This window comes from Marinobacter sp. NSM (assembly GCF_052380025.1).
In the GTDB taxonomy this organism is placed as follows: Bacteria; Pseudomonadota; Gammaproteobacteria; order Pseudomonadales; family Oleiphilaceae; genus Marinobacter.
The window spans coordinates 294477-306285 of record NZ_JBQTCK010000001.1 but is presented as its reverse complement, the minus strand read 5'-3'; the positions used below and the strand labels follow the sequence as shown (position 1 = coordinate 306285).

At 58.0% G+C, this 11809-nt stretch carries 13 protein-coding genes; 1 reads left to right on the top strand and 12 read right to left on the bottom strand.

Going from position 1 to position 11809, the window contains the following annotated elements:
• Positions 1-34 precede the first annotated feature (34 nt).
• The 7 genes from tolR to aspS form a co-directional block, all read right to left on the bottom strand.
• On the bottom strand, positions 35-481 hold the full coding sequence (gene tolR / locus ACTZWX_RS01465) for a protein TolR (protein ID WP_058089873.1): 447 nt from the start codon (positions 479-481) through the stop codon (positions 35-37).
• A gap of 40 nt (positions 482-521) precedes the next feature.
• The gene (gene tolQ / locus ACTZWX_RS01460) at positions 522-1208 is read right to left on the bottom strand and encodes a protein TolQ (protein WP_058089593.1); all 687 of its coding nucleotides are present in this window, start codon (positions 1206-1208) and stop codon (positions 522-524) included.
• 38 nt (positions 1209-1246) lie between these two features.
• Positions 1247-1681: a tol-pal system-associated acyl-CoA thioesterase gene (gene ybgC, locus ACTZWX_RS01455; RefSeq protein WP_444712431.1), complete on the bottom strand. Its 435-nt coding sequence runs from the start codon at positions 1679-1681 to the stop codon at positions 1247-1249.
• Entirely contained in the window at positions 1665-2696 is a 1032-nt protein-coding gene (ruvB, locus tag ACTZWX_RS01450; protein ID WP_444712430.1) for a Holliday junction branch migration DNA helicase RuvB, read from the bottom strand. The genes ybgC and ruvB overlap by 17 nt, the downstream gene beginning before the upstream one ends.
• A 157-nt stretch (positions 2697-2853) precedes the next feature.
• On the bottom strand, positions 2854-3483 hold the full coding sequence (ruvA, locus tag ACTZWX_RS01445) for a Holliday junction branch migration protein RuvA (protein ID WP_444712429.1): 630 nt from the start codon (positions 3481-3483) through the stop codon (positions 2854-2856).
• A gap of 30 nt (positions 3484-3513) precedes the next feature.
• The gene (gene ruvC, locus ACTZWX_RS01440) at positions 3514-4041 is read right to left on the bottom strand and encodes a crossover junction endodeoxyribonuclease RuvC (protein WP_058089589.1); all 528 of its coding nucleotides are present in this window, start codon (positions 4039-4041) and stop codon (positions 3514-3516) included.
• Between the two features lie 75 nt (positions 4042-4116).
• A complete protein-coding gene (gene aspS / locus ACTZWX_RS01435) occupies positions 4117-5916 on the bottom strand; it encodes an aspartate--tRNA ligase (protein WP_444712428.1) in 1800 nt (599 codons plus the stop codon).
• Positions 5917-6264: 348 nt separating this feature from the next.
• Between aspS and fabR the strand changes: the two genes are divergently transcribed.
• On the top strand, positions 6265-6891 hold the full coding sequence (gene fabR, locus ACTZWX_RS01430) for an HTH-type transcriptional repressor FabR (RefSeq protein WP_072677487.1): 627 nt from the start codon (positions 6265-6267) through the stop codon (positions 6889-6891).
• 12 nt (positions 6892-6903) lie between these two features.
• Here fabR and ACTZWX_RS01425 read toward each other — a convergent pair whose 3' ends face one another.
• Genes ACTZWX_RS01425 through guaA form a run of 5 tightly spaced genes read right to left on the bottom strand, consistent with a single transcriptional unit; the run spans position 6904 to position 11809 of the window.
• Positions 6904-7314, bottom strand: a complete 411-nt coding sequence (locus tag ACTZWX_RS01425) for an HIT domain-containing protein (RefSeq protein ID WP_444712427.1) — start codon at positions 7312-7314, stop codon at positions 6904-6906.
• A gap of 15 nt (positions 7315-7329) precedes the next feature.
• Positions 7330-8676, bottom strand: coding sequence for a UDP-glucose dehydrogenase family protein (locus ACTZWX_RS01420; RefSeq protein ID WP_444712426.1), 1347 nt, complete (start codon positions 8674-8676; stop codon positions 7330-7332).
• 33 nt (positions 8677-8709) lie between these two features.
• Entirely contained in the window at positions 8710-9699 is a 990-nt protein-coding gene (galE, locus tag ACTZWX_RS01415; protein WP_444712425.1) for a UDP-glucose 4-epimerase GalE, read from the bottom strand.
• Entirely contained in the window at positions 9696-10208 is a 513-nt protein-coding gene (gene tadA / locus ACTZWX_RS01410; protein ID WP_416376911.1) for a tRNA adenosine(34) deaminase TadA, read from the bottom strand. Before tadA ends, galE begins: the two co-directional genes overlap by 4 nt.
• 23 nt (positions 10209-10231) lie before the next feature.
• The gene (gene guaA, locus ACTZWX_RS01405) at positions 10232-11809 is read right to left on the bottom strand and encodes a glutamine-hydrolyzing GMP synthase (protein WP_444712424.1); all 1578 of its coding nucleotides are present in this window, start codon (positions 11807-11809) and stop codon (positions 10232-10234) included.

Here is an 11809-nt window from a genome sequence, read left to right as displayed (position 1 = left end):
GCTCGTGACCCTTCACAACAATAATGCCACCCTGTTAAGGCCTTTCCTGAGGTGCGTCGGTTATCAGGCCAACCCCGGTTGCGCCCGCCGCCTGAAGCTCAGCCATCAGTCGCACCACTACGCCGTACTCCACGAACTCATCACCACGCACCAGCACCTCACCATTGGTGCGCTGCGACAGGATATTGGCCACCTGTTCACGCACCTCAGCCAGCGTCATCGGGTCGCTGCTGCGGTCACCGATATCCATGTAGTAGGCGCCGTTGGCGTCTACCGAGACGGTAATGGACTCAACGTCTTTATCCTGCTGGATCGGGTCTGACGTGGTTTGGGGTAAATCCACTTTTACCCCCTGGGTTAACATCGGAGCCGTCACCATGAAAATGATCAGCAGTACCAGCATCACGTCGATGTAGGGCACCACATTAATCTCAGACATCGGCTTGCGCTTTTGCTGGGGCATCAAGCCCATACCTTTCATGCCGCTCATGCCGTTCTCCTCCCTTTATCGACGAGTGCCATCAGGCAGCCTGGTCACTGTTATGGACACGGCGATGCAGAATGCTGGAAAACTCCTCGGCAAAGGTTTCATAGTTCTTCAGCAGCGCATCCGACATGGCAGAGAACCGGTTGTAGGCGATAACCGCCGGGATCGCTGCAAACAGACCCATGGCGGTTGCGATCAATGCTTCCGAGATACCTGGAGCCACCGTGGCAAGCGTTGCCTGCTGCACCTGCGCCAGCCCCCGGAAGGAATTCATGATGCCCCACACGGTACCGAACAACCCCACATACGGACTGGTTGAGCCCACAGTAGCCAGGAACGGAAGATGGGTTTCCAGGCGCTCCTGTTCACGGGAAAAAGCCACCCGCATGGCACGCTGGGTGCCTTCCATGACGGCGTCTGCATCGCGACTTTGCTGACGCAGGCGGGAAAACTCCTTGAAGCCGGCCCGGAATACAGATTCCATTCCGGAAAACGGCGTCGGATCGGCATTCACTTCTTTGTAGAGCTGCCCCAGATCCATGCCGGACCAAAACCGTTCTTCAAAGGCCAGCTGCGCCTGCTTCGCTTTCCGGAACACCTGAATGCGTTGAAAAATCAAAGCCCAGGACACCACCGATGCCAACACCAGCAACAGCATGACCAACTGCACCAAGACCCCGGCATTGGCAATCAGATACCAGACTGAAAGTTCCGCTTCCACTGTGCACTCCCGACTATGTTTGTAGGCTTTTCAATAAACTAAATGGATTTCTTCAGAATCTTTTGCATGTTCTCGGGCAGCCTCTTGGGCTTGCCGGTATCCAGTGCAATGCAGGCCACCCGCACATCGGCCTCGCACAATAACTGCCGGTCTGCCGCTCGCAGCACCTGCTGCCGAAAGTTCATCCAAACCCGGGACGAGGCCGTGGGCTCTGCAGTAACCAGCAGTTGGTCGTCCAGTTTGGCCGACACCTTATAGTGCAGGTTCATGCGCTGAACCACGTAACTTATGTTGTCTTCCAGGCCGGCCCTCAAGCCAACACCGTGGCTACGCACCCACTCGGTTCTGGCCCGTTCCATGTAGTGAAGATACTTGGCATGGAAGACGATACCACCAGCGTCTGTATCTTCTATATACACCCGGATAGGTAATTCAAAGCGTTCTTTCGTACCGTTTTCAGTCAAAGAGGTCATCCTCAGCGCCGGTTTTCGGGGCCACCACACCAAAATGGCGGTAGGCGCTGGAGGTTACCATCCGCCCACGGGGCGTTCGTACCATAAAGCCCTGCTGAATCAGGAACGGCTCCAGCACGTCTTCGATGGTCCCCCGCTCCTCACTGATGGCTGCAGCCAGGCTTTCCACACCCACCGGTCCTCCATCGAACTTTTCAATCATCGCCAGCAACAGGCGGCGGTCCATGTGGTCAAAGCCCTGGTCGTCCACTTTCAACATGTTCAGAGCCTGGTCGGCAATGTCGGCAGTGATGTGGCCGTCGGAGCGAACCTCGGCAAAATCCCTCACCCGCCGCAGCAGGCGGTTGGCAATGCGTGGCGTGCCCCGGGAACGGCGGGCTATCTCGAACGCCCCCTGTTCATCGATGGTCACCGAAGACAACCGTGCCGACCGGAGAATGATGTGCGTGAGGTCCTGGGTGTTGTAGAACTCCAGACGCTGAACAATGCCAAAGCGGTCCCGCAGTGGAGATGTCAGCAAACCGGCCCTGGTTGTGGCACCCACCAGGGTGAATGGGGGCAAATCCAGCTTGATGGATCGGGCCGCCGGCCCCTCGCCGATCATGATATCCAGCTGATAATCTTCCATCGCCGGATACAATACTTCTTCAACCGCAGCGCTCAGGCGATGAATCTCATCGATAAAGAGCACATCGCCTTCTTCGAGATTGGTCAGCATGGCGGCCAGGTCGCCGGCTTTTTCCAGTACCGGGCCAGAGGTGGTCTTGATCGACACCCCCATCTCGTTGGCAATAATGTTTGCCAAGGTGGTTTTACCAAGTCCCGGCGGGCCGAAAATCAGCACGTGGTCCAGCGCTTCCTGGCGGCCCCGGGCAGCAGAGATGAAAATTTCCATCTGCTCACGAACCGTCGGCTGACCCACATACTCAGACAGCAACGTCGGGCGAACGGCCCGATCATGCACTTCCTCGTATTCACCGGCCTTTGCCGAGATCAGTCGGTCAGATTCAATCATGGCATTATCCGCTTGCTGGGAATAAACAACGTGCCCACAGGTTTGGCCTGACGTTCAAGTTGCCCCAATTGTACAAAGGGCATGGTTGGAGTCACGTTACGCTCTATACACATTGGTGTCATGGGGCGACACATAAAAAGACCGGGGAGCAAGTTAACTACCCGGCCGGGATCATATTACGCAAGGCAAGGCGAATCAGCGCCTCGCTGGTCATATCTGGCTCAGCCACCTTGCTGATGGCCTTGGCCGCTTCCTGAGGCTTATAGCCCAGGGCAATCAACGCGGCTTCGGCCTCGTCTCTCGCATCGTGACTTGCGGCCGGCGCAGTTGTGGAGCCGCCCGGAGCCGCTGCCCCCGGTACCGTCGGCGTGAATTGCCCTTCCAGTTGGCCAATGCGGTCAGCCATATCAATCAGGAGTCGCTCGGCGGTTTTCTTGCCGACCCCAGGCAGCTTCACCAGGGCGCTGACATCGCGGGCCTCAACACAGCGTATAAACTGTTGGGCGTCCAGGCCGGACAGTATGCCGACAGCCAGTTTGGGGCCAACGCCATTGACCTTGATCAGCAGCCGGAAAAGATTGCGATCCAGCCGGGAGGCAAAGCCATACAGGCTCTGGGCGTCTTCTCTGACCGCTAAATGCGTGTGTAAGGTAACTTCCTGCCCGGTTTCCGGCAGGTGAAAGAAGGTGGTGTAGGGAATGTCGACTTCGTAACCCAAACCGGAGCACTCCACCAGTGCGTGGCCGGGGGCCTTCTCTATCAATATGCCTCGGATTCTACCGATCAATGCAGGCCTCCTGGGGCTTGTCTGAGCCTGTTATTGTTGCCGAACCCGCCCGCTTCGCGCTTTGCCACCGGTGCCGGCGAGCTTCAGTATGCTCTGGTTCATGTGGGCATGACACAGTGCGATCGCCAGGGCATCCGCCGCATCTGCCTGGGGCTTGCGGGACAAACCCAGCAGTGCCTGGACCATATGCTGAACCTGGGATTTGTCAGCGCCACCGGTACCAACCACCGCCTGTTTGACCTGGCGAGCTGAATATTCATGGACAGCCAGGCCGCTGTTGGCGGCACTGACAATCGCCGCACCCCTGGCCTGCCCCAGCTTGAGGGCTGAATCCGGGTTACGGGCCATGAACACCTGCTCGATGGCAAACTCTTCCGGACGGTACTCACCAATCAACACAGCAAGGCTGTGGAAAATGGTTTGCAGGCGCTCCGCCATGGGCTTTTCACCCACCCGGATACAGCCGCTGTCGATATACTCAATCTGGCGGCCTTCCGCACGAATGATGCCGTAGCCGGTGATTCGTGAGCCAGGGTCTACACCCAGGATGATGGCCATCCGCGCGCCCTCAGAGATAGCTTGAGCAAAACGACTCAGCCCGGAGGCGCCATGGGCAACCTCCGGGCTTGCGCATCACTCTTTGTCTTCGGCTTTGTTACCCTCAACCGCCTTGACTGAGCGACGCAGGCGAATGTGCAGCTCTTTCAGCTGCTTTTCGTCTACCGCACCCGGCGCCTGGGTCATCAGACAGGTGGCGCTCTGGGTTTTCGGGAAGGCGATGACATCCCGGATGGACGACGAACCGGTCATCAGCATCACCAGGCGATCCAGGCCGAAAGCCAAGCCGCCGTGTGGCGGGCAACCGAACTTCAAAGCGTCCAGCAGGAAGCCAAACTTGGCGCGAGCTTCCTCTTCTTCGATACCCAGGATACGGAACACCGTTTCCTGCATCTTGCCATCGTGGATACGGATAGACCCGCCGCCCAGCTCGGTGCCGTTCAGCACCATGTCGTAAGCTCGGGACAACGCATTGGCCGGATCGGCCGCCAGCTCGTCCGGGCTGCAGGACGGCGCAGTGAACGGATGGTGAATAGCGGTGAGGCTGCCGTCTGGCAGTTCCTCAAACATCGGGAAGTCCACCACCCACATCGGCGCCCACTCACAGGTGAGCATGTCGAGGTCGTGACCGACTTTGATGCGCAATGCGCCCAGGGCTTCGTTGACCACGGTGGTCTTGTCAGCACCAAAGAACACGATGTCGCCGTCTTCTGCCGCAACGCGCTCCATGATCGCCATGGCCACGTCATCACCCAGGAACTTGATGATCGGCGACTGCAGGCCTTCGACGCCCTTGGCCAGCTCGTTCACCTTGATGTAGGCCAGGCCCTTGGCACCGTATATGCCGACAAACCTGGTGTAGTCGTCGATCTGCTTACGGGTCAGCGCACCACCCTTGGGTACGCGCAACGCGGCAACGCGGCCTTTCGGATCTTTCGCGGGGCCGGCAAAGACTTTGAAGTCCACGCCTTCCACCAGGTCGTTAACGTCTTGCAGCTCCAGCGGAATACGCAGGTCCGGCTTGTCGCTGCCGTAACGCTGCATGGCTTCGGAATACGGCATGCGCGGGAATTCCGGCAGCTCGACATCCAGCACATCTTTGAACAGGGCACGGATCATGTCTTCGTTCAGCTTCATCAGGGTCTCTTCATCAATGAAAGAGGCCTCGATATCAACCTGCGTGAACTCCGGCTGACGGTCCGCCCGCAGGTCTTCGTCGCGGAAGCACTTGGCGATCTGGTAGTAGCGGTCAACGCCCGACACCATCAGCATTTGCTTGAACAGCTGCGGCGACTGGGGCAGCGCGAAGAAGGAACCTTCGTGGGTACGGCTGGGCACCAGGTAGTCACGGGCGCCTTCCGGGGTGGCGCGGGTCAGGATCGGTGTTTCCACATCCATGAAACCGCGGCTATCCAGGAAGTTGCGGATGTAACTGGTTACCCGGGAACGGAAACGCAGACGGTTGATCATCTCCGGGCGGCGCAAATCGATGAAGCGATAGCGCAGACGAACGTCTTCACCCACATCTACGTGCTCGTCCAGCGGGAACGGCGGCGTGGCAGCGGCGTTCAGGATCACGACTTCCTTACCCAGCAGCTCAACCTGGCCGGTCGGCATATTGCTGTTTTCGGTACCGGCGGGGCGGCGACGCACGCGGCCGGTGACCTTGACGACAAACTCACTGCGAACCTTCTCCGCCAGAGCAAAGCTCTCTGGAGTGTCGGGATCGACAACCACCTGAGACATGCCATCCCGATCTCGCAGATCCAGGAAGATAACCCCACCGTGGTCACGGCGGCGGTGTACCCATCCACAGAGAGTGACTTCCTGATCGATGTGGGATTCGTTGATCCCACCGCAATAATGACTGCGCATATCGGTTCCCGTTGTATCTGAATGTGTTCGCGTTTAATAAAAGCGTCTGGGCAAGCTGATGGGGATGGCTTTCCGAAACCGTGCGGAGCCATGGATGGCGGAGCCGAGCGTACATGGATGTATTCACAGCGTGTTTCAGAAAGCCATCCCCATCAGCTTGCTTGCAGCATTTTTGAGGCCGCCCGCAAATGTCAGCGACCAAAGCCGAAAAGCCGCCCATTATAAACACAATGACTGTGAAAATCAGGCGTCCCCAAACAGAATTGGCAGTGGATATTGAACGCCGGGATGACTATCAAAAAACCGGGGGCTAGAATGCATGGTTTGAGCGGACCATGGAGTAAGACGTTGGCCACCAGAGCGGAACAGAAACTGAAAACCCGACGGGCTTTGATGGATGCCGCCCTGGCACAACTGAGTGCGGATCGGGGCTTTGGCAGCTTGAGTTTGCGCGAGGTTGCCCGGGAAGCGGGCATTGCCCCCACCTCCTTCTACCGGCATTTTTCCGAGCTGGATGAACTGGGCCTGGCACTGGTCGATGAAGGCGGCGTTGCACTGCGGCAGTTGATGCGCCAGGCCCGCAAGCGGATTGCCCGGGACGGCAGCGCCATTTCCACATCCGTAGATACGTTTATGGAGTACCTGGGTAACAACTCCAACCTGTTCCGCCTGATGCTACGGGAGCGCACCGGGGTATCGAAACCGTTCCGAACCGCCGTCAAGGCCGAGATTGATCACTTCGTAACGGAACTGGCAGATGACCTTGGGCGGTTTGCGGATGAACAGAACAAGCCCCTGGCGGATGCCAGGCTGGTGGCTGAATCCATGGTCACCCTGGTGTTCAATCAAGGTGCAGAAGCGCTGGACGCCACGCCGAAGGAACGGGACGAACTGAAAGCCAAGCTCAAAACCGAGCTGCGAATGATTCTGGTAGGCTCCCAGACACTGGCGCAATGGCAGCAGGGCCGGGAATAACCGGAGCCCGATTCAGGCCAGGGATTGCAGCAGGGGCTTTAACCTGGCACGAGTCTCTTCCAGCTCCTCCCCTGTGTACGGCACAGGAGGCTGCTTACCCCACACAGGGCCGGGCCACGCGGGGTCACCTTCAAAGCGTACGATGTGGTGCAAATGAAGCTGCGGCACCATGTTACCCAGCGCCGCCACATTCATCTTGTCGCCACCGAAAAGCTCCATCATGCCCTGACCAAGCGTAGAGGACTCCTCCAGCAACCGCACCTGTTGCTTATGGTTCAGCTGGTAGATTTCCCGGATGTCCGGCACCGCCGGCACCAGGATGATCCAGGGCCAAGTGCTGTCGTTCATCAACAGGATTTCGCACAGGCGGCTGTAACCCAGGTGGTGGGTATCTGCCGCGAGCCTTTCGTGTAGCTGAAACATCACCAGCCCTCTCGATCAACCAGCAGAATGAAACTGGTTACGGCCGCGGCCAATGGCGTAGTAAACCAGACCATGGCGCTCGAGCATTTCCGGTTCGTACAGGTTTCGACCATCGAACACCGCTGGCTGCTTCAAGGCGCCGGCAATCAGATCGAAGTCCGGCGAACGGAATTCCTTCCACTCGGTACAGATGGCCAGCACATCGGCACCTTTTAGGGCCTGCTCTTTGGTGCCACACAGAGTCAGGCCTTCGTGGTCACCGTAGATGCGCTGGGTTTCTTCCATGGCTTCCGGGTCAAAGGCCTGCACGGTGGCGCCAGCTTTCCAGAGATTTTCCATCAGCGTCCGCGAGGAGGCTTCACGCATGTCGTCGGTGTTCGGCTTGAAGGCCAGGCCCCAGACCGCAACCACCTTGCCTTTCAGATCACCCTGGAAGAAGTGGCTGATCTTGTCGAACAGCACGTGTTTCTGAGCGTAGTTAACGGCTTCTACTGCATTCAGCAACTTGGCTTCGTAATCGCAATCACCGGCGGTCCGGGCCAGGGCCTGGACATCTTTCGGGAAACAGGAGCCACCGTAGCCGCAGCCAGGGTAGATGAAGTGGTAGCCAATGCGGGGGTCGGAACCAATGCCCCGGCGTACCGCTTCGATGTCGGCACCCAGGCGTTCGGCCAGGTTGGACATTTCGTTCATGAAGCTGATCTTGGTGGCCAGCATGGAGTTGGCGGCGTACTTGGTGAGTTCTGCCGAGCGGATATCCATGAAGATCATCCGGTCGTGGTTACGGTTGAACGGGTAGTAAACTTCCCGCAACAGCTCCGCTGCCTGGTCGCTGTCGGTTCCCACCACAATGCGGTCCGGCTTCATGAAGTCGTTGATGGCGGCGCCTTCTTTCAGGAATTCCGGGTTGGACACCACGTCGAAATCCAACTCCAGGCCGCGCTTGTCGAGCTGCGCACGTACCGCTGCCTTTACTTTGTCACCGGTACCCACAGGCACGGTGGACTTGTCGACAACCACTTTATAGTCGTCCATGTACTGGCCGATGGATTTCGCCACCGCGAGCACGTATTGCAGGTCGGCAGAGCCATCTTCATCCGGCGGTGTGCCCACAGCAATGAACTGTAGGGTACCGTGCTTGACAGCCTGTTCGGTGTCGGTGGTGAACGACAAACGGCCGGCTTCTACGGTGTGTTTGACGATGCTGTCCAGACCCGGCTCGTAAATCGGGATCTGGCCGTTCTTCAGTTTCTCGATCTTGCCCTGATCCACATCCATACAAAGCACATCGTGACCAACATCCGCAAGACAGGCACCTGTTACCAGGCCCACGTATCCGGTTCCGAAAATCGTAATCTTCATTTAAAAGTTCCTGAAAATCGTTGTTTGAGAGTGTTATCGAGAAGCTTTTTTCTTCTGCCAAACCGCTTCCCAGGCCAGAGCGGTACGCACGATGGTATTGAGGTCATCGTAATCCGGCTGCCAGCCCAGAACATTCTTGATTCGCGTGTTGTCGGCCATCAGTGCCGCCGGGTCGCCGGCGCGGCGTCCGGTCTCGGCCACCGGAAAGTCGACACCGGATTCCGCCTTGACCACATCAATCACTTCCCGCACGGTGAAACCGCGACCATAACCACAGTTGAGTACCTGGGACTCACCACCCTTGGCCATGTAATCCAGCGCCATCACGTGGGCCTTTGCCAGGTCTTCCACATGGATGTAATCACGGATGCAGGTGCCATCGCGGGTTTCGTAGTCGGTACCAAATACACTCATACCCTCACGCTGACCGGTCACACATTCGCAGGCCACTTTGATCAGATGCGTGGCCTCCGGTGTCGCCTGCCCCAGCAAGCCCTCCGGATTGGCGCCGGCCACATTGAAGTAGCGCAGGATGACGTAGTTAAGGTTACTGGCCGCCGCCAGGTCCATCATCATCCGCTCGCTCATCATCTTGGAGGCGCCGTAGGGATTGATGGGTGCCAGCGGCAGGTCTTCTGTCAGTACCGTTTCATCTGGCATGCCGTAGACCGCCGCGGTGGAAGAAAACACCATGTATGGCACCTGATGGCGCTCAACCGCTTTCAGCAGATTCAGAGTGTTACGGGTGTTATTGCTGTAGTACTTGAGGGGATTGGCGACAGACTCCGGCACCACGATGTTCGCCGCAAAGTGCAGGACCGCTTCGAATGTATGGGCGGAAAATACGGCTTCTATCGCGTCTTCATCCGCCAGGTCGGCTTCCACCAGCTCTCCGGCGGTTACCGCCCAGCGATAGCCGGTAGAGAGGTTATCGAACACCACAATGTCGTGGCCCGCTGCTGCCAACTGACGCACAACGTGGCTGCCGATATATCCGGCACCGCCGGTAACAAGAACTTTCATGAGTCTGTGCTTCCCTTCCCTGAGTGTTGTTGGCGGCGCTGCCGGATTTCCCGACGGCGCCGGCTGAAAAATTCGGAGATCACCTGACCACACGGTTCGGCCATCACGCCCCCACAAACCTCTACCCGCCAGTTCAGGTGCGGCTCTTCAAGGGTTCTTCGGGCCGATTCAACGGCGCCCGCCTTGGGCTCAGCGGCACCATACACTAACCGGCTGATACGACCATGGACAATAGCGCCCACACACATGGTGCATGGCTCCAGGGTTACATACAGCGTAGCGCCCGCTAACCGGTAGTTCCCCACCCGAGCCGCAGCATCCCGCAGGGCCCTGATTTCCGCATGAGCGGTCGGGTCGCAGTGGGAAATCGGGGCATTGAAGCCCGCCCCAATCTCCCTGCCATCCAGAACAACAATGGCGCCAACCGGCACTTCACCGGCTGCCCCGGCCTGGGCGGCGAGTTCCAGTGCCCTGGCCATCCAGCGCCGATCTTCCGGAGTGTCGTTCACTATCCCTTATCCCCTGCCTCGACTTACTCCCACTCAATCGTCGCGGGTGGTTTGGAAGAGATGTCGTAGGTCACACGGGAAACGCCAGAAATCTCGTTAATAATCCGGTTGGATACGGTTTCCAGCAGATCATACGGCAGGCGCGCCCAACGTGCAGTCATAAAGTCGATGGTTTCCACTGCCCGAATTGCAATCACGTATTCGTACCGGCGGGCATCGCCTACCACACCTACGGATTTCACCGGCAGGAACACCGCAAAGGCCTGGCTGGTCTTGTGGTACAGATCCGCACGGTGCAGCTCTTCCAGGAAGATTGCATCGGCGCGGCGCAGAATTTCCGCGTACTCTTTCTTCACTTCGCCAAGGATACGGACACCCAGGCCCGGCCCCGGGAACGGGTGGCGGTAAACCATGTCGTAAGGCAAACCGAGCTCAAGTCCAATCTTGCGAACTTCGTCTTTGAACAGCTCCCGCAGCGGCTCAACCAGTTTCATTTTCATGGTTTCCGGCAGGCCACCCACGTTGTGGTGGGATTTGATCACATGGGCCTTGCCGGTTTTGGAGGCGGCAGATTCGATCACGTCCGGGTAGATGGTGCCCTGGGCCAGCCAGTTCACATCTTTGATCTTGGCCGCCTCGGCATCGAACACATCAATAAATGTGTTACCGATGATCTTGCGCTTCTGCTCAGGATCATTAACGCCCTTGAGCTTGGACAGGAACAGGTCTTCGGAATCCGCACGGATGACTTTCACACCCATGTTGCTGGCGAACATGTCCATCACCTGATCGCCTTCGTGCAGGCGCAGCAGGCCGTTATCCACAAACACGCAGGTCAGCTGATCGCCGATGGCCTTGTGCAGCAGGGCCGCCGTTACCGAGGAATCCACACCGCCGGACAACCCCAGCAGAACCTTTTCGGAGCCTACCTGTTCACGAATCTGGCGAACCGCGTCATCAACAATCTTGGCCGGCGTCCAAAGGGCCTCACAGCCACTGACATTCAGGACAAAGTGCTCGAGAATCCGCTTACCCTGGAGAGTGTGGGTCACTTCCGGATGGAACTGGACACCGTACAGGTTACGGTTGAGGTCCTGCATGGCGGCAATCGGCGCGCTCTCGGTAGAGGCTAAAAGTTCAAAGCCTTCCGGCATGGCAACCACTTTGTCACCGTGGCTCATCCAGACGTCGAGCAGGGACTCACCCGCAGGTGTCAGGTGGTCGGTAATGTCCTGCAGCAGAGGGCCCTTGGCCCGAACTTTCACCTGGGCGTAGCCGAATTCGCGCTTCTCAGAGCTGGCAACACGGCCGCCCAGTTGCTCCGCCATGGTCTGCATGCCATAGCAGATGCCCAGAATCGGAATGCCTTTGTCGAACAGCCCTTCCGGTGCACGGGGACCACCCAGTTGGGTTACCGATTCCGGACCACCCGCCAGGATGATGCCTTTGGGATTGAACTCGTTGAGTTCTTCGTCTGTTACGTCAAAGGCCTTGATTTCACAGTACACGCCAATTTCACGCACACGGCGGGCGATCAGCTGGGTGTACTGGGAACCGAAATCAAGAATCAGGATACGGTGGTCGTGAATGTTCTGAGCCAT

Bases quoted from the DNA above. Each gene is read 5' to 3' on its own strand.
- tolR (WP_058089873.1), bottom strand. From the start codon at position 481: ATGAAAGGTATGGGCTTGATGCCCCAGCAAAAGCGCAAGCCGATGTCT.
- ybgC (WP_444712431.1), bottom strand. From the start codon at position 1,681: ATGACCTCTTTGACTGAAAACGGTACGAAAGAACGCTTTGAATTACCT.
- ruvB (WP_444712430.1), bottom strand. From the start codon at position 2,696: ATGATTGAATCTGACCGACTGATCTCGGCAAAGGCCGGTGAATACGAG.
- ruvC (WP_058089589.1), bottom strand. From the start codon at position 4,041: ATGGCCATCATCCTGGGTGTAGACCCTGGCTCACGAATCACCGGCTAC.
- aspS (WP_444712428.1), bottom strand. From the start codon at position 5,916: ATGCGCAGTCATTATTGCGGTGGGATCAACGAATCCCACATCGATCAG.
- ACTZWX_RS01425 (WP_444712427.1), bottom strand. From the start codon at position 7,314: ATGTTTCAGCTACACGAAAGGCTCGCGGCAGATACCCACCACCTGGGT.
- ACTZWX_RS01420 (WP_444712426.1), bottom strand. From the start codon at position 8,676: ATGAAGATTACGATTTTCGGAACCGGATACGTGGGCCTGGTAACAGGT.
- galE (WP_444712425.1), bottom strand. From the start codon at position 9,699: ATGAAAGTTCTTGTTACCGGCGGTGCCGGATATATCGGCAGCCACGTT.
- guaA (WP_444712424.1), bottom strand. From the start codon at position 11,809: ATGGCTCAGAACATTCACGACCACCGTATCCTGATTCTTGATTTCGGT.